Source organism: Pauljensenia sp. OF14-1SRA (genome assembly GCF_027694595.1).
GTDB lineage: Bacteria > Actinomycetota > Actinomycetes > Actinomycetales > Actinomycetaceae > Pauljensenia > Pauljensenia turicensis_B.
The window spans coordinates 1-26,330 of the sequence record NZ_JAQEVQ010000009.1; the positions used below are offsets into that span (position 1 = coordinate 1).

22 protein-coding genes and 1 tRNA gene are annotated in these 26,330 nt (G+C 56.1%); 2 read left to right on the forward strand and 21 right to left on the reverse strand.

Translation table 11 applies throughout. The features are described 5' to 3' along the window. Nucleotides 1-30 precede the first annotated feature (30 nt). Both PG731_RS05845 and PG731_RS05850 read right to left on the reverse strand, forming a co-directional pair. On the reverse strand, nucleotides 31-1,152 hold the full coding sequence (locus PG731_RS05845) for an IS1249 family transposase (RefSeq protein WP_270772756.1): 1,122 nt from the start codon (nucleotides 1,150-1,152) through the stop codon (nucleotides 31-33). A gap of 264 nt (nucleotides 1,153-1,416) precedes the next feature. Next, a tRNA-Leu gene (locus tag PG731_RS05850) sits at nucleotides 1,417-1,490 on the reverse strand. Nucleotides 1,491-1,556: 66 nt separating this feature from the next. On the opposite strand from PG731_RS05850, the gene PG731_RS05855 reads away from it, so the two are divergent. Next, the gene (locus PG731_RS05855; protein ID WP_270772758.1) at nucleotides 1,557-2,150 is read left to right on the forward strand and encodes an ANTAR domain-containing response regulator; all 594 of its coding nucleotides are present in this window, start codon (nucleotides 1,557-1,559) and stop codon (nucleotides 2,148-2,150) included. A 114-nt stretch (nucleotides 2,151-2,264) separates the two neighbouring features. Here PG731_RS05855 and PG731_RS05860 read toward each other — a convergent pair whose 3' ends face one another. The 17 genes from PG731_RS05860 to aspS form a co-directional block, all read right to left on the reverse strand. Next, nucleotides 2,265-2,480, reverse strand: coding sequence for a hypothetical protein (locus tag PG731_RS05860; protein WP_270772759.1), 216 nt, complete (start codon nucleotides 2,478-2,480; stop codon nucleotides 2,265-2,267). 297 nt (nucleotides 2,481-2,777) lie between these two features. Continuing rightward, on the reverse strand, nucleotides 2,778-4,223 hold the full coding sequence (gene pyk / locus PG731_RS05865; protein ID WP_101627764.1) for a pyruvate kinase: 1,446 nt from the start codon (nucleotides 4,221-4,223) through the stop codon (nucleotides 2,778-2,780). 9 nt (nucleotides 4,224-4,232) lie between these two features. Beyond that, nucleotides 4,233-5,162, reverse strand: coding sequence for a prolipoprotein diacylglyceryl transferase (lgt, locus tag PG731_RS05870; RefSeq protein WP_270772760.1), 930 nt, complete (start codon nucleotides 5,160-5,162; stop codon nucleotides 4,233-4,235). Beyond that, nucleotides 5,159-5,968 carry a tryptophan synthase subunit alpha gene (gene trpA, locus PG731_RS05875; protein WP_270772761.1) on the reverse strand — a complete coding sequence of 270 codons (810 nt, stop codon included), beginning with the start codon at nucleotides 5,966-5,968 and terminating at the stop codon, nucleotides 5,159-5,161. The genes lgt and trpA overlap by 4 nt, the downstream gene beginning before the upstream one ends. Next, nucleotides 5,965-7,266: a tryptophan synthase subunit beta gene (gene trpB / locus PG731_RS05880; protein ID WP_270772762.1), complete on the reverse strand. Its 1,302-nt coding sequence runs from the start codon at nucleotides 7,264-7,266 to the stop codon at nucleotides 5,965-5,967. The genes trpA and trpB overlap by 4 nt, the downstream gene beginning before the upstream one ends. 1 nt (nucleotide 7,267) lies before the next feature. Continuing rightward, the gene (trpC, locus tag PG731_RS05885) at nucleotides 7,268-8,113 is read right to left on the reverse strand and encodes an indole-3-glycerol phosphate synthase TrpC (protein WP_270772763.1); all 846 of its coding nucleotides are present in this window, start codon (nucleotides 8,111-8,113) and stop codon (nucleotides 7,268-7,270) included. Nucleotides 8,114-8,197: 84 nt separating this feature from the next. Then, nucleotides 8,198-8,563, reverse strand: coding sequence for a phosphoribosyl-AMP cyclohydrolase (gene hisI / locus PG731_RS05890; RefSeq protein ID WP_006681083.1), 366 nt, complete (start codon nucleotides 8,561-8,563; stop codon nucleotides 8,198-8,200). 136 nt (nucleotides 8,564-8,699) lie between these two features. Next, nucleotides 8,700-9,407, reverse strand: coding sequence for a prepilin peptidase (locus PG731_RS05895; RefSeq protein ID WP_101627769.1), 708 nt, complete (start codon nucleotides 9,405-9,407; stop codon nucleotides 8,700-8,702). Beyond that, nucleotides 9,404-10,231: a shikimate dehydrogenase gene (locus PG731_RS05900; protein WP_270772767.1), complete on the reverse strand. Its 828-nt coding sequence runs from the start codon at nucleotides 10,229-10,231 to the stop codon at nucleotides 9,404-9,406. Before PG731_RS05900 ends, PG731_RS05895 begins: the two co-directional genes overlap by 4 nt. A gap of 4 nt (nucleotides 10,232-10,235) precedes the next feature. Next, on the reverse strand, nucleotides 10,236-11,372 hold the full coding sequence (mltG, locus tag PG731_RS05905) for an endolytic transglycosylase MltG (RefSeq protein ID WP_270772768.1): 1,137 nt from the start codon (nucleotides 11,370-11,372) through the stop codon (nucleotides 10,236-10,238). A 137-nt stretch (nucleotides 11,373-11,509) separates the two neighbouring features. Continuing rightward, nucleotides 11,510-11,992: a Holliday junction resolvase RuvX gene (ruvX, locus tag PG731_RS05910; RefSeq protein ID WP_270772769.1), complete on the reverse strand. Its 483-nt coding sequence runs from the start codon at nucleotides 11,990-11,992 to the stop codon at nucleotides 11,510-11,512. Further along, a complete protein-coding gene (gene alaS, locus PG731_RS05915; RefSeq protein ID WP_270772770.1) occupies nucleotides 11,989-14,691 on the reverse strand; it encodes an alanine--tRNA ligase in 2,703 nt (900 codons plus the stop codon). Before alaS ends, ruvX begins: the two co-directional genes overlap by 4 nt. Nucleotides 14,692-14,798: 107 nt before the next feature. Further along, nucleotides 14,799-15,422, reverse strand: coding sequence for a 30S ribosomal protein S4 (gene rpsD / locus PG731_RS05920; protein ID WP_270772772.1), 624 nt, complete (start codon nucleotides 15,420-15,422; stop codon nucleotides 14,799-14,801). 123 nt (nucleotides 15,423-15,545) lie between these two features. After that, complete coding sequence (locus tag PG731_RS05925) at nucleotides 15,546-16,889, reverse strand: replication-associated recombination protein A (RefSeq protein WP_270772774.1); 1,344 nt, start codon at nucleotides 16,887-16,889, stop codon at nucleotides 15,546-15,548. A 5-nt stretch (nucleotides 16,890-16,894) separates the two neighbouring features. Continuing rightward, complete coding sequence (locus PG731_RS05930) at nucleotides 16,895-17,830, reverse strand: hypothetical protein (protein WP_270772775.1); 936 nt, start codon at nucleotides 17,828-17,830, stop codon at nucleotides 16,895-16,897. Nucleotides 17,831-18,031: 201 nt separating this feature from the next. Beyond that, nucleotides 18,032-18,649, reverse strand: coding sequence for an L-threonylcarbamoyladenylate synthase (locus PG731_RS05935; protein WP_270772776.1), 618 nt, complete (start codon nucleotides 18,647-18,649; stop codon nucleotides 18,032-18,034). Nucleotides 18,650-18,870: 221 nt separating this feature from the next. After that, a complete protein-coding gene (aspS, locus tag PG731_RS05940) occupies nucleotides 18,871-20,688 on the reverse strand; it encodes an aspartate--tRNA ligase (RefSeq protein ID WP_270772777.1) in 1,818 nt (605 codons plus the stop codon). 121 nt (nucleotides 20,689-20,809) lie between these two features. Between aspS and PG731_RS05945 the strand changes: the two genes are divergently transcribed. Further along, nucleotides 20,810-22,186, forward strand: a complete 1,377-nt coding sequence (locus PG731_RS05945; RefSeq protein ID WP_270772780.1) for an MFS transporter — start codon at nucleotides 20,810-20,812, stop codon at nucleotides 22,184-22,186. 149 nt (nucleotides 22,187-22,335) lie between these two features. Here PG731_RS05945 and PG731_RS05950 read toward each other — a convergent pair whose 3' ends face one another. Both PG731_RS05950 and hisS read right to left on the reverse strand, forming a co-directional pair. Further along, nucleotides 22,336-24,627, reverse strand: a complete 2,292-nt coding sequence (locus PG731_RS05950; protein ID WP_270772782.1) for a DEAD/DEAH box helicase — start codon at nucleotides 24,625-24,627, stop codon at nucleotides 22,336-22,338. Between the two features lie 241 nt (nucleotides 24,628-24,868). Further along, entirely contained in the window at nucleotides 24,869-26,221 is a 1,353-nt protein-coding gene (gene hisS, locus PG731_RS05955; RefSeq protein WP_270772784.1) for a histidine--tRNA ligase, read from the reverse strand. Between the last annotated feature and the right edge of the window lie 109 nt (nucleotides 26,222-26,330).

The window sequence follows — 26,330 nt, forward strand, 5'->3', positions numbered from 1 at the left end:
GCTTATAGGCCAAAACGTGTTGGTTTCGGTTTAGTAGGTTTCGTGCCAGGTTCCGCTGTGGTGGAAGTCGGTCCAGTTAACTGCAGTTCCCCACCTGTCGATCTCGGCTTGTGCTTGGGCGCGGTGGCTGGCCTTGTCGAATTGGTCAATGATCTGTTGGTCGGTGATCGTGGTCCTGAGGATGTGTGCTGGGGTGGCAGGGAACTCGGTGTGCAGGTAGCACCACCACAACACTGTCTTGACCTGGTGATTAAGACTCATGCCACGGTGGGCTCGTAGCACGCAGCGTAGTTGGGTATTAATCCCGCCCTCGATCAGGTTCGACGTCTTGGCAATGGGGTCACCTTCAAGGTCAAGGGCGGGATCGAGGTAGGTAAACAGCGTGCCTTGTTTGACCAGCGTGTTCAGGGAGCTCTTGGCCTGGATCAGCCGGGCATGGGTGGCAACCCAACGTCCGTCTGGTAGCCGGGTGCGCTGGGCTAGGAATTCCTTGTAGGTGGTGTTCCAGGTGGCGAGTTTGCTCATCCATGCCACTGCCTGGTCAAAGGTAGTGACCTCGAGCAAGGCCTGAGCAAGACTGTAGAGATCAACACCTGCCTGAGTGCGTGGCCGGGTGGTGGTCTTACGCTTGACCGCGCTATAGGCGTGAAAGACACAGCGTTGGATCCGGGTGGTAGGCCAGGTGGTCTTCACCGCGCTGGCGATGCCTTGCCCACCATCACACACGACAACATCTGGGGGCGCGATCCTAGACATCAGTGCTTGCCAGGCGCGGGTGGTCTCACCCTTGGCCACGTACCAGCCAAGCACATGGGTCTTGGTGCAGGCAATAAGAACCACCAGCTTGTGGGACAGGTAGATTCCGTCAACAAAGACCACATGGTTAACCTCGTCAACCAATGGAGAAACTGGCCATAGATGCCAAAATGGTTCGTTACGCCGTCGTATGGTGCGCCCCTTGGGCCCGTAATCGGCCAAGGTGTATTTGCCGGTGACGAAGTCTAAAAACGCACTGAAATGCCGGGCACGGGTATCGTTACGCCGAGACTGGCTTGCCCTACACGCAAGACAGCGGAACCTTGGCCTACCTGCTCGAGTTGAGCCCCATTTTTGCGTCGTGCCACCACAGATTTTGCATCGAGGATTTCCCATCCCCCAATCCAAGCCGATTCAAACCCCGACCTTACCGCGGAATATCAATCAAAAACCGGGATAAAACCAACACGACCTGGCCAACCAAGAACTCAAGTCACAACGAGTCCAACCCCCACTTTTCGGCTTTGTAGCAACAAAAGACAGCCCAAAAACCAACACAACCTGACCTATAAGCCGAGTTTGATGCTTCTCAGCACACCACGATCAGCGAAATGAAAAGTGCCACGGTAGTACGAAAACTACCGTGGCACACTTCGAAAGTACCCCGAGTGGGATTCGAACCCACAACAAGCCGGGTTTGAGCCGACCGCCTCTGCCAGTTGGGCTATCGGGGCGTCGCCGTAATTGGCGCCGTTTAAGTTTATGATAGAGCTAGCAAACCTACAAACCGAGGATCAATTATGACCACTGAAGTTCAAAACGAACCACGCCGCGTTCTTGTCGCAGAAGATGAGGGTCTGATTCGTCTGGATATCGTTGAAACCCTCACTTCTGCCGGGCTTGAGGTTGTTGGTGAGGCCGCAGACGGTGAAGAAGCCGTCCAGCTTGCACTTGAGCTCGAACCCGATCTCTGTGTCATGGACGTGAAGATGCCTCGCATGGATGGCATTACCGCCGCTGAAAAGATCCTTCAGGAGCTTTCGTGTGCTGTCGTCATGCTGACCGCGTTTAGCCAAACAGAGCTTGTTGAACGCGCACGCGATGCGGGGGCAATGGCGTATGTTGTCAAGCCCTTCAGCCCCGCTGATTTGATTCCTGCCATTGAGATTGCCCTTTCGCGTCATCAGGAAATCGAATCTCTTGAAGAGGAGATCGCCGATCTTTCTGACCGTTTCGAAACCCGTAAGCGCGTTGACCGCGCGAAGGGCCTGTTGCAGAAAAACATGGGCATGACCGAGCCCGAGGCCTTCCGCTGGATCCAAAAGACGTCAATGGATCGGCGTCTTTCAATGCGCGAGGTCGCTGACGCTGTTATCGATCAGGTTGACGACTAAATCCGCAGGATGACACAAACGGTGGCGGGCAGTTCGTAGGAACTGCCCGCCACCGTGAGTTTGTACTGGTCACAGCTTCATCATCATTTGAGTGAGGTCACTGCAACGTTCAGGTCATGCTGCTTCAATCAGCTCAAGGCCGAGGAAGTCAGCTGCGCGTCCGCGTGAACGCGGATTGGAAAGATCCGAAATTGCGCGAGCAATATTCGCATCATTCATTTCGTCAAACCAAGGCTTGACTGCATTGGCCAGCTGGTCGATTTCCAGGTTGTTTGCCTGACGATCCAGTGCCTGAGAATGGACTGACACAGTCCGGGTACGTTTATTCATTTTTCTTCTCCATCATTCATTCATCAGACCGTATGCAGGTATGCGCGTTGTTCGCGCAGGCAACCTCATACGGTAGGTCGTATGTGCCGAAAGCAATCTCAAATACCCTCATCGGCATTCTTACTCGCCGTGGCACTCTCACTACCCTACACGGTTTGACGTATTCCGCCACCTAAAACGCGTCTTCGTGTTGCACGCAATGAAGCCCCTAGTCCGTCAAGAACAATCAAAGTGTTTGTGTCACGAATAAAAATGGCCAGACTACCGAAGCAGTCTGGCCACCTTCACATGCTGGTGTCAGCGAAGTCCGCCACCGATTGAGTAGTCGATCTCATCGCCCACCTTGTGCAAGCGAAGCATGTTCGAGGAACCTGCGGTCCCCGGTGGCATACCTGCAACGATCACGAGTTCGTCACCAATTTCAGCGAGGTGCGACGACTGCGTAACCTGGTCGACCTGCCACACCATGTCATCGGTGTGACGGACCTCAGGAACGCGGTAGGTCTGAATACCCCACGTCAATGCCAGGCGACGACGCGTTGATTCCAACGGAGTAAATGCGAGCATTGGAATCGGGCGACGCAGACGCGACATCATGCGAGCCGAAGCACCGGACTGAGTGAAAGTCACCAGGTAGCGAGCATCAAGATGCTCGGCAATCTGAGCGGCAGCTTCACAGATAACGGCCGCACGGTCGTTGACGAAGAAACCGTTCAGTGCGGCGATCATTTCGCCACCGTTTTCTTCGGTGGACTCGATAATACGAGCCATCGTGCGAACAGCTTCGATCGGGAACGCCCCCACTGAAGTTTCGCCGGAAAGCATAACCGCATCGGCACCGTCAAGGATGGCGTTTGCACAGTCAGAAGCTTCAGCGCGGGTCGGGCGAGGATTCTTAATCATGGAATCCATGACCTGGGTTGCGACGATAACCGGCTTCGCAGCACGGCGAGCCAATTCAATGGCGCGCTTCTGAACCAGCGGAACGGACTCGAGTGGCATTTCAACGCCAAGGTCACCGCGGGCAACCATGATCGCGTCAAACGCATCGACGATTTCCTGGAGTGCTTCGACAGCCTGTGGCTTTTCGATCTTGGCGATCACCGGAAGACGACGACCGTATTCGTCCATGATCGCGTGGACATCGTTGATGTCCTTTGCATTGCGGACGAACGACAGAGCGATGAAGTCTGCGTCGTTTTCCATTGCCCAACGCAGGTCCTCTTTATCCTTCTCGGAAAGAGCAGGAACGGACACCGCGACGCCGGGAAGGTTCAAGCCCTTGTGGTCAGAAACCACGCCGGGGACCTCAACCTTGGTGATGACGTCGGTATCGGTGACCTCGACAACGCGGACTGCGACGTTTCCGTCGTCAATCAGCAGGCGATCGCCGGGAGCACAGTCACCGGGCAAACCTTTGAAGGTCGTACCAACGAGTTCCTTAGTTCCAGGCACGTCGCGGGTTGTGATGGTGAACGTGTCACCAACAGTGAGGACCTGGGGTCCTTCTTCGAACGTCTCCAGGCGAATCTTCGGCCCCTGCAGGTCGACAAGAATTGCAATGGCACGTCCTGAAGTCGCAGAAGCGCGACGGACCTTTTCAATGACAGCTTCGTGCTCTGCAGCCGTGCCGTGTGATCGATTGATTCGGGCGACGTCCATACCGGCGTCAACCAGTGCTTGGACTTGCTCCGAAGAATCAGTGGCAGGGCCGAGAGTACATACAATTTTTGCTCGGCGCATAGGCTAAGCCTACCGCGATTGGGCTTCAGAACTCTTATTCAGGGATTCAATTTCAAGGTGATCGTTCCCATGTTCAGCGATTTCCGAAACGTTTTCGTCGGTTTCAACAGGCACGAAACGTTCGTCGCCCTGCAAGATAGTGGATCGTCCCAGCTTGCCAGCAACGGAGTAGACGAGGAGGCCTAGCGCCAAAATGGCGAGCGATGTCCATACGTTCAAGCGCATTCCGAGGAAGGTGTGAGCCGTGTCGATGCGCATCATTTCAATCCAGCTTCGTCCAAGTGGATATGCGATCAGGTAGAGCGCGAACACCTGTCCAGAGGCGAAACGGAAACGACGATCGCACCACACGATGATTGCTGCCATCGTCAGATTCCACAGGCACTCGTAGAGGAATGTTGGGTGAAACAGGGTTCCCGAGGCAAAACCATCGGGCAGATGCGCGTCGTCGATCTGCAAACCCCACGGCAACGTCGTGGGGCCACCGAAAAGCTCTTGATTGAACCAGTTCCCCCAGCGACCAATGGCCTGGGCGACCAGTAATGCTGGTGCAAGCGAATCAGCAAGCGGGCCGAGGCGCTTCCCGGAACGTTTCACTGCAATCCAAGCGCCGAGCGCACCCAGAGCGACGCCGCCCCAGATGCCCAAGCCACCTTCCCAGATTCGGATGATTCGAGCCGGATCACCGTTTGGACCAAAGTAGGCTTCGGGGGATGTGATGACGTGGTACAGGCGAGCTCCGATAAGGCCGATCGGGATCGCCCAAAGGGCCACGTCATACATCAGTTCCGGGTCACCGCCACGTTTTGCGTAGCGTTTGGCCGTCCAGTAGACGGCGATAAACATGCCGATAACGATGATTAATCCGTAGGCGCGTAGCGGTAGCGGACCGATGTACCAGACGCCCTGCGACGGCGAAGGGATGGAGGCACTGATCACAATCGGGCTCCTTTCACTCCTGAAACCAAGTCTTGAGCACGTTCTTCAAGAAGACGAAGGCCGCGGTCAATTGGCTCGTTAAACAGTGTCTTCACCAGTGCGGAGCCCACGATAACGCCGTCGGCGTACGCACCGATTTCTTTTGCCTGCTGGCCGTTCGAAATACCAAGACCAACGCACACGCGCTGAGCCCCGGCATCTCGCGTGCGTTCAACGAGGTCTTTGACATGCTCGCCCACGGATGCGCGAGCACCGGTAACACCCATCGTCGAGGCAGCGTACACCCAACCTTCACTATGCGCACTGATCAGTTCCAACCGGTGCCTCGGAGACGAGGGGGCAACAAGGTATGTGCGCTCCAAGCCGTATTTTTCTGCGCTTGCTTCCCACTGCGCCCCTTCTTCTGGAGGAAGGTCGGGGGTAATCAGACCGGAACCACCCGCAGTGGCAAAATCACGGGCAAAGCGATCCACACCCCACCACTCGACAGGATTCCAGTAGGTCATCACCGCGGTGGTCAGCCCATAGCTGGTCAGTTCTTCAACAGCTCGAAACAGATCTTCAAGGTGAGTACCGCATTCAAGAGCAGCAACTGTTGCCTTCTGAATCGTGGGTCCATCCATTCCTGGATCGGAATAGGGGAAGCCCAGTTCTAGTACGTCAAGACCACAATCTGCAAGGACTTTGCCCGCTCGAATGGAATTATCCACCGACGGAAAACCAACGGGAAGGTATCCGATGAGAGCTGCGTCGCCTCGTGAATGAGCTTCGTCGATGCGACGCCCAGCTTTCAATTCTTTGCTCACTTGCCCGCCTCTTCGTCATCGTCAAACTGGGAAATGCCAGTCGAACCGGCACTAGGGTCAATCACTTGACGAGTCGCATGCCCCAAGTTGAACCATTTCGATGCCGTGTCCACGTCTTTATCTCCGCGTCCCGACACGGTGACAATGGCAATCGGACCTTCATCTTCAGCAAAGGGACCGCCGTTTTCGCGAACCTTCTGCGTGGCCCACTGGCGGATACCAGCAAGAGCATGGGAAGACTCAATTGCGGGAATAATACCCTCGGTGCGTGATAGCAACATGAAAGCATCCATCGCATCGGCATCGTTGATGGGAATGTAGCGAGCGCGACCGGTCGCAGCGAGCCACGAATGTTCGGGGCCAACACCCGGGTAGTCGAGACCCGCCGAAATCGAATGTGATTCCTTCGTTTGGCCGTCTCGTTCTTGAAGCAGGTACGTGCGGGCTCCGTGAAGAACCCCGGTTTCATTCGCGGTAATCGAGGCAGCATGACGACCGGTCTCAACCCCGTCTCCACCAGCTTCGCACCCGAGTAGTTCAACATCGGGATCATCGAGGAATGCGGTAAAAGTACCGATTGCGTTCGAACCACCACCGATACATGCGCAGACGATGTCCGGCAAACGGCCTTCCATTGCCAGAAGCTGTGCTCGAGCCTCATCACCAATCACTCGCTGTAAATCACGAACAAGTTCCGGGAATGGATGAGGACCAGCCGCGGTACCGAAGATGTAGTTGGTTGTAGCTTCGTTCGTCACCCAATCGCGGAATGCTTCATTGATTGCATCCTTCAGAGTCTTCGAACCGGATGTTACGGCGACAACTTCCGCCCCAAGCATCTGCATTCGAGCCACATTCAGTGCTTGACGTCGAGTGTCTTCTTCGCCCATGTAGACGGTGCACTCCAAGCCAAGAAGCGCCGCTGCAGTGGCGGTCGCAACACCGTGTTGCCCGGCGCCGGTTTCAGCGATGACTCGGGTTTTGCCCAGTTCCTTCGTCAAAAGAGCTTGGCCAAGCACGTTGTTGATCTTGTGTGAGCCCGTATGGTTCAAGTCTTCGCGCTTCAAAAAGACGCGCACTCCCCCAAGCTCGCGGGAGAAACGAGGTGCCTCGGTCAGCAAAGACGGACGACCCGCATACCCAACAAACAGGTCACGAAGACGCTTCTGAAACGCAGGATCGGGCCACAGGCGCTTCCACTCACGTTCAATAACCTCGAGTGGTCCCATCAACGATTCGGCGACAAACCGTCCACCGAATTGGCCAAAGTACGGCCCTTGAACGTTTGACAGTGCCACGTTACTTCTCCTCTAGAGCGGCGCGGACGCGCGCCTTACGGTCGGTCAGGAGAGCCGGATGAGAGCCGGCACATACCATGTCGCGAATGGATGACAACGGATCACCACTGGTCACCAGAGCCTCGCCGACGAGAACAGCATCAGCACCCCACTTGGCGTATTCGAAAACGTCGTGGGGGCCTCGTACGCCTGACTCTGCGACGGCGACAACGTCAGCTGGAATCACATCAATCACCTGGTTAACGGTGTCGCGGTCAACTTCAAGGGTCTTCAGATCCCGAGCATTGACCCCGATAATCCGTGCTCCTGCTTCGAGTGCTCGCAACGCCTCAAGACGCGAATGCGTTTCAACCAGAGCGTTCATCCCCAGCGAATGGACGCGTTCCAGAAGCGAGACAAGTGCCGGCTGTTCAAGTGCGGCGACGATCAAGAGGACGAGGTCCGCTCCATGTGCCCGCGCCTCGTGAATCTGATATGGAGTAACAATAAAATCCTTGCGGAGCACTGGAATATCCACTGCTGCACGCACTGCATCCAGGTCAGCGAGGGAACCAGAGAAACGACGTTTTTCCGTGAGAACAGAAATGGCGGTTGCGCCACCTTCTTCGTAGATCGACGCAAGACGCGCAGGATCAGGAATATCAGCAAGAGTGCCCTTTGACGGAGAGGAGCGCTTCACTTCGGAAATGATCGATACGGCGCCTTCGCGTTCCTTGAAGGCAGCGAATGCGTCATGGGCGTCGGGGGCACGCAGTGCACGTCGCTTGATTTCGTCCATGGGGACGTGGGCCTCGCGCAAGGCAAGATCTTCACGGACACCTGCGATGATGTCATCTAAGACTGTCATGATTGCGCTCCTTCGCCACTACCGTCGTCAATTCGATGCTAGTGGGTACTAGTAGAGATACGGAAATGGGCTCATCATGTGGGCTCATACGTCACCTCGCTGACCGATGACTGCACCAAGGTCACCGCCTTCTTCGAAACAGGAACGCTTCCCCGTGTGACAGGCAACCCCAACCTGGTCCACTTCGATGAGCAACGCATCGCCGTCACAATCAAGACTGACAGCCTTCACAAATTGGAGGTGTCCGGACGTATCACCTTTGCGCCAATACTCTTGGCGACTTCGCGACCAGAAGGTCACTCGCCCTGTCGTCAGCGTCCGATGAAGAGCCTCGTCATCCATCCACCCGAGCATTAAAACTTCACGGGTATCCCACTGCTGAACGACAGCAGCAACAAGACCGGCAGAATCACGCTTTAAACGCTGAGCAATCGAAGGATCTAAAGTCATTCATCTATCTTGACACGAACAGTTCAACACGACCTCTGCCGTTCATTCTCCGGCTATAACGCCATCGCACACATCGAAGTGACCGGCCTCGTACCCCCAAAAAGAATGCGGTCAACTGCGTAGGCGAAAGAACCGCCTACTGCCACTGAAGAATCGCACCCCAGCCGATATACCCACCGGCAGCACCAAGAATCAGCCACGGTCCAAGAGGTATCCGCGCCCCGGTCCCCGCATTGCCGACGACCAATCGCCACAACGCGGCGCCGCCGGCCAAAACGAAGGAAATGATCAAACCACCGTAGGCAGCTTGGATACCAACGCACCCAAGCAACGCTCCAAGGACAGGAGCAATCTTCACGTCGCCAAAACCGACACCGCCCGGGATTCTAGAAAGAATCCACAAGGGAACCGCCCAAATTGCCATCGACAGAGCAATACGCAAGATCACTTTCAAGGGCGTTTCCGAGTGGAAAATCATGCCGAGCGCACCGAAGGTCACCCCGATCGCCATCGTAGCCGTGTATGCGTTGGGAAGCTTGTGCGTTCGAGCATCAACCAAAGCAGAGAGCGCCCCGATCATCGCAACCGACACAATCGCCGGTGCCGACGGTTTCAGTTGCAGCGTCACAATCGTTGCAGCCCCAAACAAAGCGGAGGTCCACACGATACCCGTGCGCTTATACGGTGTCAGCGTCGCTTCAATGAAATATCGGCGTTGGACACGCCAGCCGTAGCGCCACAGCCAATAGATGATGATCAGCCATGTTGCGAGTGCTAACGCAAGCGACAAGTCCTGGACTGTTGTTGCTTCACGGACGCGCAGAAGACTTAAAAAATCGCTCATTGAGGAATCACCTGACGCATCGCCTCCACATCAGCGTTCTTCCCCGTCATTAGCTGAACCTGAAGATGCGCTTGATGAAGAAGCATCTCGACACCGTAGGCAACGCACGCGCCATTGGCTTCATACACCTGTACAAGCTGCGTGTCACGAGGCGAATAAATGACATCAAGCAGACACTGATCGGTGCTCGGGCTCAATTGCTTGGCAATATCATCGCCAATATGTGCGGGCAACGTAGAAATGAGGATGTCTGCCGAAGCGATCTCACGCATCACTCGTTCATGATCGGCGAAGAGAACCTGGTCAATCTCAACACCCAACCGCATTGCGGCCACAACAATCGAACCCGGTCCACCAAAACGACGCGCAATCACAGTTGTGCGAGTGATACCAAGCGTGCCCAAGGCTGCAAGGGACGAGGCCGCCGTCGCTCCACTGCCCAAGATCACTGCAGAATGCGGCGCATCACACCCCCTGCGCGCTCGAGCCTGATCGATAGCCATCACGATCCCATGCACATCGGTGTTAAAACCGGTCAACACGCCTGCCGATGGGACAACGGTATTCACACTTCCAACCGCTTGGGCCAAAGGATCGCAGACATCAATCAAAGACATGATGTCCTGTTTGCACGGCATGGTCACGGAAAGACCAAGACACCCTGAATCGAGCGAGGACAGGAAAGAAGGCAACGTTTCTTTCGTGACCTCGATTGTGCGATACGTCCAGTCAGAACCCACGCCGACAGAATCCCACGCTGCCCTATGCAAAAGAGGCGATAGTGAGTGCTCAATGGGTGAGCCGATTACGCCAGCCCAACTCATTGTGTCAGCACTTCCCGGGGTTAGCTTTGCAGTAGTCCTTGAATTTCTGCTGATTGGCTTCGTGATCGGCCAGCGTTGAAGCAAACACTGTCTCACCCGTATCCAAATCAATGGTCACGTAGTACAGCCAGTCGCCATCCGCAGGATGCATCACGGCCTTGATTGCTGCCTCACTGGGCTGAGCGATCGGGCTCGGAGGAATCCCCTTATGAAGGTATGTGTTGTACGGGTTCTCATCCAGCAGATCGGAAGCGGTTGGTACGCCACCGGTTTTACCAACTCCGTAAAGAACCGTTGAGTCCATTTGGAGCAAGCCACGAGTCTCGTTTTCAGTATCAGCAAGGCGATTTTCAATCACTCGAGCGACCTTGGGCAGGTACTCGTCGAGATTCACTTCACGTTCGAGAATTGAAGCCTTGTTCAAAACAATTTCGCGCTGGTCTTCAGCGACACCGGCACTATCGAGCGTGGAAATCGTAGTGGCAACCATCTGGGCAACCAGAGTCACCGGAGTATCCGAAGACGCCACTTCGTATGAACCCGGAGCAAGCCACCCCTCAACGTTTCCCCCAGCAACATCGGGCAAACCAATAGCGCTGGCATCTTCAAATGCTGCGGTGACATCATCAAAGCTGAAATCGGTGACAGATGAAATACGCTCGGCAATTTCTGCCTTGGTTTGACCCGGAGTGACAGTCACCGTGTTATCAGACCTATTAGCGTCATCAAGCAATGCGGCAACCGCATCAGACGCCCTCATCTGCATTTTCAGCGTGTATGTGCCCGGACGGATCATTACGGCTGCTTTATTCGCGTCATACGAGCGGATAAAGGCTGCAACGCTCTTGACGACGTCAGCATCAACCAGTGACTGACCGATTTCGGCACCTGTTTCGCCGACATCGATCGTCACTTCAACAGAGCCTGAACCCGGACCGGGATAGTCATCGTCCAATTGCGAGAAGGAAGATGAAGACGCGGTCAGTTGGCGTACGGCATACACTGCTGCACCGCCAAGAAGAGCAATAACGATTGCCAGGATAATGAACGCGCGGATACGACGATTACGCTTACGACGGCGGGCTCGACGACGTTCTACTTCTAGGCGTCGAGAACGCATGCCGGTCGTTTCACTACTCACGGTTTTAAAAAGAGGAAGACCATTCGACTGTGGCGTTGCGGGCGGTGTCTGCGCGCGCTGATGCGAAGCCTGAGTGCCTGCTCGTCCCTGTATATCTCGTCGTCGAGGAAATGGAGGGCGTTGCGAGTTGGGCGTCGTCACGAAAGATCCTTCCCTTCAATGATGATCTCGAGCCCTGGGGCTCGATCGCTCATTCGTTCCGCTTCAAGTGCTTGCTCAAGAATGATTTGAGCAGCCACCTGATCGACAACCGCTCGGTGTTCCCTCTCTGGAACGCCTGACTGTCGTAAGCGCGCATGCGCTTGATTTGAGGATAGCCTCTCATCAACCAATGCGACACGAACATGTGGCCTAGCTAGCTTAATTCGTCTGCCGTAGCGCCGAGCGCCTTTTGCTGAAATTCCTTCTCCACCTTTGAGATGTTTCGGCAGGCCTACGATGACTTCGAAGGCATCGTATTCGTCGATGATTGAGCAGATACGCTCAACGTCAGAACCGTCATCAGCTCGGATAACAGTTTCAACGGGCATTGTGAGTATGCCGTCCGGGTCGCAGCGACTCACTCCAACCCGGACAGTTCCAACATCAACACCGATGCGCGTTCCGCGACGAAGACTCACGAATGAGCAACCTCGCGACGGATCGCGTCAAGCGCTTCCTTGATCGCGTCGAGCTTGGTGCCACCGCCCTGTGCGATGTCATCACGGCCACCGCCGCCACCACCAAGGTGCTGGGCGACAGCGCGAACAAATGCGCCTGCCTTAGCCTTGCGCTCGCGCGCCTTCTCGTTTGTCACAACGACGATCGACGGCTTGTCGTTCACTCGGCCGATGAGAGCGACAACAACCGGATTCGCATCGCCAAGACGATCACGAACTTCAAGAGCCAGAGTGCGCAACGCGTCAGCGGACGGCATAACGCCTGCATCATTGGCGACTACAGCAATGCCATTGAGCGACTGTGCCGTATCAGCAAACGTCTGCGCCTGAGCCAGTGCTTGCTCAGTGCGCATGCGCTCGAGTTCCTTCTCAGATTCCTTCACTCGAGCAAGCAACGAAGCAATACGATCCGGAAGCTCTTCGCTACGGCCCCCCACCATGGTCGACAGCTGGGAAACTAAAGCGTGTTCCTTTGCTTGGAATGAATACGCGCCATTACCGACAAGTGCATCAATGCGTCGCACGCCCGAACCAATGGATCCTTCACCCAAGATCGCGATACGACCAATGTGGCCGGTCGTAGGAACGTGGGTGCCACCGCAGAGTTCCTTATCGAAACCGTCACCGATGGTGACAACTCGGACCTCGGCACCATACTTTTCGCCGAAAAGTGCAATCGCGCCGGAAAGCCGGGCCTCTTCGATCGACATCACGTCAGTCTTGACCACGAGGTCCTCGGCAAGCTTTTCATTGACGAGGGCTTCAATGTCGTTAATCTGCGAGCCCTCGAGAGCCGAGGAGTGACGGAAGTCGAAGCGTAGACGTGACGGTGAGTTCTCAGAACCAGCCTGATCGGCGTCTTCGGCAACGATTCGACGCAGACCCGCGTAGACCATGTGGGTTGCGGTGTGAGCGCGGGCAATCGCCAGACGACGCTCAGAGTCAACCTCCGCCCATGCCTTCGCACCAACCGTCACTAAGCCTTCAGTCAGCGTGCCACGGTGAACCGACAGCCCCTTAATCGGAGCTTGGACATCGTGGACCTCGATAATGCCTCCGTCTGCAAGGCGAATCTGGCCGTGGTCAGCGAGCTGGCCACCCATCTCAGCATAGAACGGAGTGCGGTCAAGGATGACCTCGACCTCAGCAGGCGCCTGCGCGACGGAAGCGGGAACGGAATCAACAAGAAGAGCGGTGATCGTCGCTTCGGAGCCAAGATCGGTGTAGCCGAGGAAGGTCGAACCACCACCCATCTGCTTCTCAATATCTTGAAAGAGGCGAACGTCGGTGTGGCCGGTCTTCTTTGCGCGAGCATCGGCGCGTGCACGGTCCTTCTGCTCCTGCATGAGAGTTTTGAAGGCATCCTCGTCAACCTTCAGGCCCTGCTCGCTTGCCATTTCAAGCGTCAAGTCAATCGGGAAGCCGTAGGTGTCATGCAGTGAGAATGCTGATTCACCGGACAGAACGTTAGATCCAGCCTTCTTCGCATCACGAACGGCGGTGTCAAGAATTGTGGTGCCGGCACTCAGCGTGCGACGGAATGCGTCCTCTTCGGCGTATGCAACGTCCTGAATGGTTGCCCAATTCTCGTTAAGTTCCGGGTAGGACAGGGACATGACGTTCTTCGAAGCTGTCAGCAGACTCGGCATCGTGGCCTCGTCGACGCCCAGAAGACGCATCGAACGCACCGCACGGCGGATTAGACGACGCAACACGTAGCCTCGTCCATCGTTGCCCGGGCGCACGCCATCATTGATCAGCATGAGCGCAGAACGCACGTGATCTGCGACAACGCGCATACGCACATCATCGTCATAAGCGACACCCGCGCTGGGGCCTGAGGCGCCCAAGCCGTACTCCTTGCCCGACATCTGCTGGGCGACATCAATGACCGGGAAGACTTCGTCGATCTCGTACATGTTCGGCTTGTCCTGCATGATGAACGCAAGACGCTCAAGGCCAGCACCCGTATCAATTGCGGTCTGGTCAAGCTTGCCAACGAGTTCGAAGTCGTGGCCTTCACCTTCGCCTCGAACAAATTCGTCGAAGACGAGGTTCCAGATTTCAAGGAAGCGGTCGCCAACAATGTCGGCGATGGGACCGCCATCAGGTCCAAACTCAGGACCACGGTCGTAGTGGATTTCACAGCATGCGCCAGCAGGACCCGGCTGACCGGTCGACCAGGAGATCTCTTCAAACGGAAGACGCTGGATGCGCTCTGCGGGCAGGCCGATCGTCTTCGTCCAGTAGTCGAAGGAGACCTCGTCCTTTTCCCAAATGGTCATCCACAACCGGTCGCCGTCGAGGCCGTAACCGCCCTTATCCTGCGGAGTTGTCAGCAGTTCCCACGCATGGCTGATAGCGCCTTCCTTGAAGTAATCACCAAAGGAGAAATTACCGTTCATCTGGAAGAACGTACCGTGCCGCGTGGTCTTACCAACGTTGTCAATATCGTTCGTACGAATGCACTTCTGCACCGATGCGGCCCTCGGCCACGGAGCCGGCTCTGTTCCCAGAATGTAGGGAATAAACGGCACCATGCCCGCGACGGTGAACAGAATGGAAGGCTCTGGAGAGATCAACGAAACCGAAGGCGAAATATGGTGGCCTTTCGATTCGAAGAAGTCGAGCCAACGTGAACGAATTTCAGAGGTGCGCATGGTTCCCTATCGTAATAGGTGAGGGCCAGATAAAGCACATCTGACCAACGGGGTGAAAGAAAACAACAGAGCCCCGAGAAAACTCTCGGGGCTCTGCGAAAGTATGATCAGCGCGAGTAGTGTTCGACGACCATCTGGACGTCACAGGTCACGGGGACCTCAGCGCGCTTCGGGCGACGAACCAAGGTGGCCTTGAGGCGCTCAAGCTCGACGTTCAGGTATTCGGGAACTGCCGGCAGAACGTCACGGTGAATGCCCTGAGCGGCAATTTCGAACGGAACGGTGGTCTGCGACTTCGGCTTGACCTGGATGGTCTGACCCGGCTTCACACGGAAAGACGGACGGTCAACGATCTTGCCATCAACCAGGATGTGACGGTGAACGACGACCTGACGTGCCTGCTGGATGGTGCGGGCGAAGCCGGCACGCAGAACCAGGGCGTCAAGACGCATTTCGAGAAGCTCAACCAGGTTTTCACCGGTCAGACCAGCGGTACGACGTGCTTCTTCGAAGGCGCGACGCATCTGGGATTCGCGGATGCCGTACTGAGCGCGCAGACGCTGCTTTTCCTTCAGACGAACGGCGTAGTCGGATTCCTGACGACGACGGGAGCGGCCGTGCTCGCCGGGGCCGTAGGGGCGCTTCTCGAAGTAGCGGACTGCCTTCGGGGTGAGTGCAATGCCGAGGGCGCGGGATTCGCGCACCTGCTTGCGGGAACGGTTCTGTGCCATTTCCTCTATCTTTCCTGTTTCTTGTGTCATGGCCACGGACTATCCGTTGGCCACGGGGTCAACTCCCAGAATTGCGTCTTTCGGCTAAGACCCCAGGTGTGCCATACAGGCAACCCGTTAAGACTACCGTAATTTCAGTAGTTTCCTAATCACGGACAGGCGTTCAGTGATGAGTTTCTCATGCCCGTTCGTGGTTGGCTCATAGTAGCGCGCGCCCTCAAGATTGTCGGGAAGATACTGCTGGGTAGCAACGTGATGCGGTTCGTCGTGCGCATAAATGTACTCTTGGCCGTGGCCTAGTCGTTTCGCTCCCCCGTAATGAGCATCGCGCAAATGCATGGGAACAGGTCCGCTCTTTCCAGCTCTCAAGTCCGCAATCGCCCTGTCAATACCAAGGTAGGCAGCGTTCGACTTCGGCGCGGTTGCGACAGCAATGACCGCTTCGGCCAAAATAATGCGCGCCTCCGGCATACCGATCATTGCCACTGCTTGAGCCGCAGCAACGGTTGTTGATAGGACCTCGGGAGCTGCCATACCCACATCTTCCGAGGCAGCGATCATGACGCGCCTCGCAATAAAACGAGGATCCTCCCCCGCTTCTAGCATTCGCGCCAGATAGTGCAACGCCGCATCAACGTCAGAGCCTCGCATCGATTTAATGAACGCCGAAGCAACGTCGTAGTGCTGATCCTGGTCCCAGCGGACAAGCGCTTGGTTCGCGGCGGTCTGCACGTGATCAAGGGTGATCGCTTGCGACTGTTGGTCGTCGGCTGCTCCAGCGGCAGCTTCCAGCAGAGTCAGTGACTTTCGCGCATCGCAACCAGCAAGGCGTACGAGGCCCCCCATCGCGTCATCATCCAATGTGTAAGCGCCATTCAGACCTCGTTCATCGTCTAGAGCACGACGGATTAAGAGCTCAATCGCCTCTTCTTCGAGTGGCTGGAGAACCAGCAAGATCGAACGTGAGAGCAACGGCGAGATCACCGAAAACGATGGATTCTCGGTTGTTGCAGCAACGAGGGTCACCCACTGATTTTCGACAGCTGGGAGAAGAGCATCCTGCTGAGACTTCGAGAAACGATGAACCTCATCGATGAAAAGAATGGTTCCTTCATCAGTTGCCGCGGTACGCCTCTTCGCGCTGACAACAACGTCTCGAATATCTTTTACACCAGCTGAGACCGCGGACAATTCTTCAAAATGACGACCGGATGATTGAGCAACAAGGTAGGCAAGTGTGGTTTTACCAGTGCCCGGTGGACCCCACAAGATCACGGAAGAAACCTGAGGAGCATCCGGTTTAACCGGAGCAAGCAACCGTCGAAGAGGCGAACCTTCTAAGAGAAGATGGCGTTGCCCAATGACTTCATCGAGAGATGTTGGGCGCATACGCACTGCAAGAGGAGCATGGGAGTTAAACTGCGGAACTCCGTCAGCAGTTAAAGAGTCGGAACTAAAAAGGTCCACGACGTTCACTGAGTGGGCGCTGAGGCGGACAGTAGATGTGCAACGACGCCACCAGCGATTAACACCATGCCACCACCGGCCGCGAATGCTGATGCGGACAGAGCGATCGCCGCGTTCATTGCGGCACCGTTGTCGACGCTAGCTTCATGCGCAGCAAGAATGGCTTCCGCCGACGGTGAAGACGCCGACGACTCGCTTGATTGGGAGGAAAGAAGCTTCACTGTTGGCTGGTCAGATTGGTCTTCCGCTGAGCTTGCTTCGCTTGGAATGGGAGAAGCAACTGGAACGGGAGAAACAACCGTCGTTTGCTGGGCAGGAGCCTGAACAGCTGGATTCGAAGCACGCCGGGCGGGCGCCCTGTTCGTCTGCGCAGAAATGGCATCAGGCAACGGTGTAGCCGGCGCTGAAGGAGTAACGGGCTCAGGAACAATCGGGACACTGGGGGTTACAGGCTTTTCAGGCTCACCGGGAGTTACGGGCTTTTCAGGCTCATCGGGACTCACCGGATCTACCGGTTGAACGGGAGTAACAGGTTCAACGGGATCGACTGGAGTAATCGGGATTGCCTTTTGCGTAATGCCGACCCAGCGTGTGAACTCGCAAGCCACTCCTGCACTGTGACCGTCCTTGTTCAGATAAGAGACAGTGAGTTGATGACCGATATTAGCTTTCCAAAGAGCGCCGTCAGCATTGTTCGTGCCGTTAGGGATCTCAACGGTTGCCACGAAACGCTCTTTCTGCGCGTCATAGGTACCAACTGCCCACACCTTCGCTTCAAGCTTTTCGCCGGTCAGCGGGTTTACCAACGGTTCACTACGCTGCAAAAGCATTCCGTCACCATCAAGGTAGACAGCAATAAAGTACGTTGCATCGGCACTACTACAACTTGAAAGAACCGTGAACGTGTCTAAGAGAGAATCCTTTAAAAAAGGGCTGTTCACGCTCTTTCCATCACCCTGCGCAAATGACGGGGCAACACAGGCTAAAACAAATCCAACCAGCACAAAAAGGAGTGCAAAAATACGCGCGAAATGCGCACGAACAGCACCAAGATGGCGTTGTAGCGCCATTCTTTCCTCCCCTTTACTCAATATGCTCCATTGAGCCTATCAGGAGAGAAGTGAGAAGATCACACGAAGTGTTTACTCAAAAAGTGAGGTATCCCCCGCGCCAGCACGTGCAACCACTCCACTGCCCTGAGTGAAGTCGATAACGGTTGTGGCCTCGTCACCACCGACGGGACCAACGATCACAAGGTCAATCAACTTACCGATGCGATCATCCACCTCAAACCCGTCGATCATCGGTTCGCTCTCACCGGGCAAAATCAATGTCGAACACAGAAGCGGTTCACCAAGCGCTGCAACGATCTCTTGGGTGATGACATGATCGGGAATGCGGACACCAACCGTGTGCTTCTTTTTATTCAGCGTCATGCGAGGAATCTCTTTAGTTCCAGGCAAAATGAAAGTGTAGGCACCCGGAGTCAAAGCTTTGATCGTACGGAACTGAGAGTTATCGACGATGACAAGTTCACCCAGTTGCGCAAAAGAATGGCACAAGAGCGAGAAGTTGTGTTTCTCGTCCAAACGACGAATCGAACGAATCGTATCCATGCCAGCCTTGTTGCCGAGCTTGCAGGCAATCGCGTATCCCGAATCAGTCGGAAGCGCGATCACGCCTTCGTTGTTCAAGATCTCGACAGCTTTGTTCACGAAACGAACTTGTGGATTCTCTGGGTGCATTTCTACGTACGACATACATACAGTGTGCCCCAAATCACGCACTAATGCAGGTGAAACAGACCAACCACCTGACGAATCTGCCATGCAAGAAGTCTGGTGACGCAGATGAAATCCACGGGATAAAGCAGGGGGCGGTACCGAAGACCTCAATCTTCAGTACCGCCCTCTGTGCTCAGTTGTTCACCGGAGATGAAATCTCCACGGGAACGATAGGGTGCGTCATTGAACGCGCACTATCACTGTGCTTCACCGGCCTCTTCTTTGGAGGGTTCCTCTTCGCCACGCTTCTTCGGCTGGACATCAACACCAGCTTCCTTACGCTGGAGAGGCGTAATCGGAGCGGGAGCTTCGGTCAGCGGATCGTAGCCACCACCCGACTTCGGGAAGGCGATGACATCGCGGATCGACTCGGACTTGGTGAGCAACGAAACGATGCGGTCCCAACCAAATGCAATGCCACCGTGCGGCGGAGCGCCGAACTTGAAGGCATCCAGCAGGAAGCCAAACTGCTCCTGGGCTTCTTCGTCGTCAATACCCATGACGTTGAAGACGCGGTTCTGGATGTCACGGCGGTGGATACGGATTGAGCCGCCACCAATTTCGTTGCCGTTGCAGACGATGTCGTAGGCGTAGGCAAGTGCATTGCCCGGGTCCTTGTCGAAGGAGTCCAGCCATTCGGGCTTTGGGGAGGTAAATGCGTGGTGCACAGCGGTCCATGCGGAGTGGCCAAGTGCAACGTCGCCTTCTGCTTCTGCGTCGCCGGTGGGCTTGAAGAGCGGAGCATCAACCACCCAGGTGAATGCCCATGCGTCGGGGTCAATCAGATCGCAACGCTTGCCAATTTCGAGGCGCGCCGCGCCAAGCAATTCACGCGAGGCGGTCGGTTTACCCGCACCGAAGAAGATGCAGTCGCCGGGCTGAGCACCGGTTGCTTCCGCCAGTCCTTCGCGCTCAGCATCGGTGATGTTCTTGGCAACGGGACCACCGAGGGTGCCGTCTTCACCAATGGTGACGTAAGCGAGGCCCTTTGCACCGCGTGCCTTCGCCCATTCCTGCCACTTGTCAAAGGTGCGACGCGGCTGGGAAGCACCGCCGGGCATGACGACTGCGCCGACGTAGGGAGCTTGGAAGACACGGAACGTGGTGTCTTTGAAGTATTCGGTCAGGTCAACCAGCTCAAGGCCGAAACGAAGGTCGGGCTTGTCAGAGCCATACTTTTCCATCGCGTCCTTGTAGGTCATTCGAGGAAGCGGGGTCGGCAGGTCGTAGCCGATGAGTTTCCAGACGTTCGTCATGACATCTTCGGCAACGGCAATGACGTCATCCTGGTCAACGAAGCTCATTTCAATGTCAAGCTGGGTGAATTCCGGCTGACGGTCAGCGCGGAAGTCCTCGTCACGGTAGCAACGTGCGATCTGGAAGTAGCGTTCCATACCGGCAACCATGAGCATCTGCTTAAACAGCTGCGGGGACTGCGGAAGTGCGTACCAAGAGCCGGGCGACAAACGAGCCGGGACGATGAAGTCGCGAGCACCTTCGGGGGTCGAACGCGTCAGGGTCGGGGTTTCGATTTCGACAAAGTCGTGCGTGTAGAGAGTGTCACGAGCGGCGCGCGACACCTTGGAACGAAGACGCAGCGCGTACTGTTCCGGTTCGCGACGAAGGTCGAGGTAACGGTACTTCAGGCGAGTTTCTTCGCCAACGTTGCCGGAGTCTTCTGCGTGCGCAGAGACTTGGAAAGGAAGAGGTGCGGACGTATTGAGGATTTCAATGTCGTCGCCCATCACTTCGATGGCGCCGGTGGGCAAGTTAGGGTTCTCGTTACCCTCGGGGCGAGCACACACCTCGCCGGTGACTTTGAGGACGAATTCGGAGCGGAGCTCGTGGGCGACGGATTCGTCGCGAACGACAACCTGTGCAATACCGGATGCATCGCGGAGATCGACGAATGCAACGCCGCCGTGATCACGGCGACGATCCACCCAACCGGTCAGAGTAACGGTCTGACCGACAAGGTCGGTATTGAGGGTGCCAATATTATGAGTGCGCAGCACGTGTCTTCCTTTCATTGTGGCCATCCGCGAGACGGGCGGCGGCACCGCGATTTTACTCCCCTTTATGCGCTCTTGTTCACTTGCTTTGCTTGCTGGGCTCTAGGAGTGGGAAGATTCGCAGGTGACTGCTGAAGATTCCACACGCCTCACATGGCAACCTATTGAGATTTCTTTGCTCGTAGGCTCAGTTCTTTTGATTACCCTTGCAGCGTTTGAGGGGCTTGCCACAACGACGATCATGCCGAATGTTGTTGCGGATCTGGATTCCGAAGCGTGGTTCTCAGTCGCTTCTGGCGCAGCTCTTTCAGCTCAGCTCAGTGCGACCGTCATCGCAGGAGCGCTGGCGGATTCAAAAGGGCCTCGGACGGTTCTTCTTGCCGGCTTTATCTGTTTTATCGCCGGTCTGCTCACGTCAGCATTCGCTCCTCACATTGCAGTTTTCGTTGTCGGTCGTCTGATCCAGGGCTTGGGTGGCGGACTCATTATTGTTCCGCTGTATGTCTTCATTGGTTCGATTGCCCACGTTAATCATCGACCTTTCTTCTTCGCCGCGTTCTCTCTGTCGTGGGTTTTGCCGGGCCTCGTTGGTCCTGCGATTGCTGGGTATGTTGCGCAGTACTTCGGCTGGCGCCCGGTCTTTTGGGCGGTTCCGTTCTTGGCTCTTCTTGCCGTTCTTCCCCTGATTTCTGTTCTTCGCCAGCTCGGTTCGTCCAAAACGCACCCGGTGAAGAATCTGAAGCACTTGGGATTGCTTGCTTTGATCGCGGGCACCGGTGTTCTGATGCTTCAGCTGTCGGGGGCTCTCGGTGGCATTGAACTGATCATTTTGATCATTGTGGGGCTTGTGCTAACCGGGTGGGCTCTCCCCCAGCTTCTCCCCAAGGGCGCGATGCGTTTGAAGCGTGGGATGCCCGCGGCGATTATGACGCGCCTGCTTGCCATGGGCGCGCAGGCCGGTGTGGCGGCGTTCCTGCCACTTGTCTTGCAACGCGTTCACATGTGGGATGCAGATCAGGCCGCTCTCGCTGTCACCATCGGTACGATCTCGTGGTCTGCCGGTGCGACTTACCAGGCTCGAGTCCACGACCCTGACCGTCGTATGCAGTTGCCCGCGATTGGCATGGCTCTGCTGACGCTTGGTCTTGTCCCGATTCTGTTCCTTGTGATTGCGTCGTGGCCCGTGTGGCCAGCCCTCATCGGCTGGTTTGTTGCCGGGTTTGGCACGGGACTCATGCACTCGACACTCTCAGTGCTGACGCTGGGGCTTACCGATACTTCGGAGCACGGTAAAGTTGCATCGTGGCTTCAGGTCGCCGACGCCGCAGGTGCATCAATCGAACTCGCGTTAGTGTCGATTGCCTTCGCTCTCTTCGCGCTGGTCATGCCAGTAGGGTCCCTCTCCTACTTGGCCTCCCCCGTTATCACCGTGATCGTCACTGTGGTCGCTCTTGTAGCATCATTGCGAATCAAGGGTGGCGATGCCCCTTCGGCTTCGTAGTTATTTCGCCATTTAACGAGGCTCATCACGAGCCCGTAGGCAGATACACCAAAGGGATGGCAGATGATTTCATCCGCCATCCCTTTGCGTTTAAGCGCTTCATTCTGGGCCTTGTCAACACCCTGTGTCAGATCGCGCCACCGTTACATTCAGCGTGAGTGACGGTGAGAACCAAAGGACCTCGTACCCTTTGAACCTGACTTGCCACCGCGGTCGAAACGATCGGCGGACTTGCCACGGCCACTCGCGCGAAAACGATCAGAAGAGCCGGAACGCTTTGTGGCCCGTAGCGATGAGCGACGGTCGGACGACTCGTGGTGCGCATGACGATCAAAGCGGTCGTTGCGGTCCTTGTGCGCACGACGCGGCTTGTCATCGCGGTGTTCGTAACGACGCGCATATTCGCGTTCGCCACGGTCACCTTCGGGGCGTCCTGAACGATCGAACTTCTTAGCCTTGTCGAAGCTACGTTCGCGGTCAGAGCGATGCCCGCCCTTACCGGGGCCCTGGTCCACGCGAATGCGCAGCGGACGGCCCTGAACGTAGCCCTTGCCAATGCGGTGCAACTGATCGTCGGTCAGGTCGCCGGAAATTTCGACCAGCGAGAAGGTCGGGAAGATTTCAATATTGCCAATGTCGCGACCGTCAACGCCACCTTCACCAGCAATCGCTCCGACAATCGAACCGGGCTTCACGCGGTCTTTCTTGCCAACCTCAACGCGGTATCGGGTACCGGCACCAAAGGATGCCTTGCGACCACGACCGCGTTGGTGGCCTGGCTTCAGCGGACGATCCTTATCACGACCGCCCTCGAATGAAGCACCAACGAATTCTCCGGACTCGTCGATTTCTTCTTCGTTACGGACCCTGCCCTTGCCACGGCGGTCCTTTTCAACGCGCGGAGCCGGCCCCTCGTCACCAACAGCGTTCGCCATGAGCGCGGCAGCGATGTCCATAATGTCGGTTTCAGACGTTTCTTGGACCTCGGTCAGCAGATTCTTGTACATTTCAAGACGACCGCGTTCGATGCGAGCGTTGAGGCCTTCGAGCATGCGACGCGAACGGAACTCGGAGACTGCTGCGGGCGATGGAATCTGAATCTCTTCCATCGGGGTGCCGGTCAGCTTCTCGATGCGGCGCAGGCGACCGTGTTCACGTGGAGTAAAGAAAGTAAGCGAGCGACCTTCGCGACCGGCGCGACCGGTACGACCGATGCGGTGCACGTAGGCTTCCGGTTCACGAGGAACATCGAAGTTCACGACCAGTGAGATGCGCTCAACGTCGAGGCCACGAGCCGCAACGTCGGTTGCGATCAGCACGTCGAGCGTGCCGGCACGCAGACGTGCAACCATGCGTTCACGTTCAGTCTGCGCGACGTCACCGGAAATACCGGCTGCGCGGAAACCTCGTGCTGACATTTCGAGGGAAACCTCTTCAACGTCGGCGCGGGTACGCACGAACACAATCGCAGCATCGGCGTCTTCCTGACCGGCAGTGATGTGCTGGGCACGCGTCGCGAGCACGCGAGACAAAGCGCCAATCTTGTGCTTGAACGGCACGACAGCGTAGGTCTGGTGGATCGTGTCAACAGTCGAAGATTCTTCCGAGACAGCGATCTTCACGGGGTTAAACAGGTGAGTGTTCGCAATGCGTTCAATCGCCTGGGGCATCGTGGCGGAAAACAGTGCGGTCAGGCGGTCTTGAGGCACGGACGAGGTAATCGTTTCGACGTCTTCAGCGAAGCCCATGCGTAGCATTTCGTCGGCCTCGTCGAGGACGAGCATGCGCACACCGGACAGATCCAGCGCACCTTTTTCAATAAGGTCGATGACACGCCCAGGGGTGCCGACAACGACCTGCGCCCCCTTCTTCAGAGCGTTGATCTGCGGGCCATAGGGTGAACCACCGTAGACAGGAACAACATCAAGGCCACGTGTACGGGCTGCGAAATCCTCAATGGCCTGCGCGGACTGCATGGCAAGTTCGCGGGTTGGAGCAAGCACGAGGGACTGGACGAGCTTCTCATCAGCATCCACGATCGCGAGCATAGGCAGACCGAAAGCGGCAGTCTTACCGGTACCGGTCTGGGCAATACCGACAACGTCATTCAATTCGAGCAGGGAAGGGATCGCCTTTTCCTGAATCGGAGTCGGTGTCACAAACCCCATCTGGGTGACAGCATCGAGGATCTCATCGGGAAGACCAAGGTCAGCAAAGGTGACGGAAGGCTCTTCTTCTGCTTCCTCTTCCTCGATCTCTTCTTCGTCGTCTTCACGTTCGCCGCCATCTTCGGCGTTCTCGAGTTCATCATCGACGAGGCCGGATTCTAAGTCCAGGTTGTCGTTTTCTTCGGCCGGAAGCTCTTCAACGGCACCAGTCGTTTCGGCAGGTTCGTTCAATTCGTCGAAGGTGTTGAGGTTCATTTCCTGTTTTTCAGGCACAGTATTCCTATCGGATTGTGTGTTTCATTCGAGGCTGATTTCTATCAAGCCGGGCCACTGTGGGGCCTTCGGCGCAACCTCATCCCACAACATCCACCGCTTAGCGGTGCCCATCACTTTCATTCAAGGCGCGCCTCATCGCTCAAACAAGCCTACGTTGCTCCCTCACGAAACGATGCTTTTGGGGGCGGTGAGATCACTCACCGCCCCCAAAAGCATCAGCCACGACCCGTTTCGACAATCATGCTCCGACCGAGATGACACGCGGGTTCAAGTCCTTGGCAGGCGGAGTCCACGTCGAAGCATCAGCTTCGATTTGTTCTCCGCTTCGAATATCTTTGACCGTGTCGGCTTCACCTTCCATTCCCGGGAACCAGACGAATGGAATACCTCGTTTATCAGCGAACTTAATCTGCTTGCCGAACTTGGCCGCGCTCGGTGCAACATCGGTGCTAATTCCACGGCTACGCAACTGCATTGCGATATCTTCCGAGCGAGCGCGATCTGTCTCGTCGATGACAGCAACAACGACCGCGGCAGGAACCTTGCGGGTAGTTTGAACCATCGGTGCTGAAATCATGCGGGAGACCAGACGCGAGACGCCAATCGAGAGACCAACGCCCGGGTAGGTGCGTTTCCCATCCTTTGCCAGCGAATCGTAACGCCCACCGGAGCAAATGGAGCCGAGGTCCTCGTGGCCTTCAATCACCGATTCGTAAACGGAGCCGGTGTAGTAGTCCAGGCCACGCGCGATCTTCAGATCAGCGATGACAGCGCCGGGCATACGACGATGCGCTTCCTCGAGGAGCGCACACAGCTGATCCACACCCTCGGCAAGAAGCTCGCCATCGCAACCGAGTTCAGCAATTCTAGAACGGATATCATCGGGATCATTACTACGGATCTGGGCCATCTTGAGAAGCGTCTCGGCCTGCTCACCGTTGATATTCGACCATGCGAGTTCTGCGGTAACGCCCTCGGGACCAATCTTGTCCAGTTTGTCGAGGCCACGCAATGCAGCCTCAACGTCGGTAACACCGAGAGATTCGCACACACCCTGAACAACCTTGCGGTTGTTCACGAGCACGTGCACTGTCGGGATCGGAAGCGTTGCAAGAGCCTCGGCCATCACAAGAGGAAGATCGACCTCGAAGTGGAAGGGAAGATCACCGTTGCCAACAACATCAATGTCAGCTTGAGTGAACTCACGGAAACGCCCTTCCTGCGGGCGCTCACCACGCCAGACCTTCTGGATCTGGTAGCGCTTGAATGGGAAATCAAGCTCGTTCGCATTCTCGATGACGTACCGAGCAAAAGGAACCGTCAGGTCAAAGTGCAGACCCATCTTGCGTTCCTTAGATGAATGACGACCAGCTTCTCTGTCCTTCATCGCTTGCAGGCGGTCAAGGACATAAACCTCTTTCGAGGTCTCCCCTTTTGCTTCAAGCTGCTCAAGCGTTTCAACCGCACGAGTCTCAATCCCAGAGAAACCATGCAGCTCAAAGACCTGACGAATATGGTCAAGAACAAACTGTTCGATGATTCGACCTTCGGGGAGCCATTCGGGGAAACCGGAAAGAGATGTACGTGCCATGGCTCTATTGTTCCACGCCTAGGCGTATTGCCTAAAACGGGCAACGATATTCGGGCTCTGATCCCCGTTAAGGTCGAGCCCAGGCAGACACTCGAAAAACCACTAGCCG

Bases quoted from the DNA above. Each gene is read 5' to 3' on its own strand.
- trpC (WP_270772763.1), bottom strand. From the start codon at position 8,113: ATGACAGTCTTAGATGACATCATCGCAGGTGTCCGTGAAGATCTTGCC.
- PG731_RS05935 (WP_270772776.1), bottom strand. From the start codon at position 18,649: ATGTCGTACGTAGAAATGCACCCAGAGAATCCACAAGTTCGTTTCGTG.
- alaS (WP_270772770.1), bottom strand. From the start codon at position 14,691: ATGCGCACCTCTGAAATTCGTTCACGTTGGCTCGACTTCTTCGAATCG.
- hisI (WP_006681083.1), bottom strand. From the start codon at position 8,563: ATGACTTTAGATCCTTCGATTGCTCAGCGTTTAAAGCGTGATTCTGCC.
- rpsD (WP_270772772.1), bottom strand. From the start codon at position 15,422: ATGGCACAGAACCGTTCCCGCAAGCAGGTGCGCGAATCCCGCGCCCTC.
- hisS (WP_270772784.1), bottom strand. From the start codon at position 26,221: ATGGCACGTACATCTCTTTCCGGTTTCCCCGAATGGCTCCCCGAAGGT.
- PG731_RS05855 (WP_270772758.1), top strand. From the start codon at position 1,557: ATGACCACTGAAGTTCAAAACGAACCACGCCGCGTTCTTGTCGCAGAA.
- PG731_RS05900 (WP_270772767.1), bottom strand. From the start codon at position 10,231: ATGAGTTGGGCTGGCGTAATCGGCTCACCCATTGAGCACTCACTATCG.
- pyk (WP_101627764.1), bottom strand. From the start codon at position 4,223: ATGCGCCGAGCAAAAATTGTATGTACTCTCGGCCCTGCCACTGATTCT.
- PG731_RS05845 (WP_270772756.1), bottom strand. From the start codon at position 1,152: ATGGGAAATCCTCGATGCAAAATCTGTGGTGGCACGACGCAAAAATGG.
- PG731_RS05895 (WP_101627769.1), bottom strand. From the start codon at position 9,407: ATGAGCGATTTTTTAAGTCTTCTGCGCGTCCGTGAAGCAACAACAGTC.
- PG731_RS05860 (WP_270772759.1), bottom strand. From the start codon at position 2,480: ATGAATAAACGTACCCGGACTGTGTCAGTCCATTCTCAGGCACTGGAT.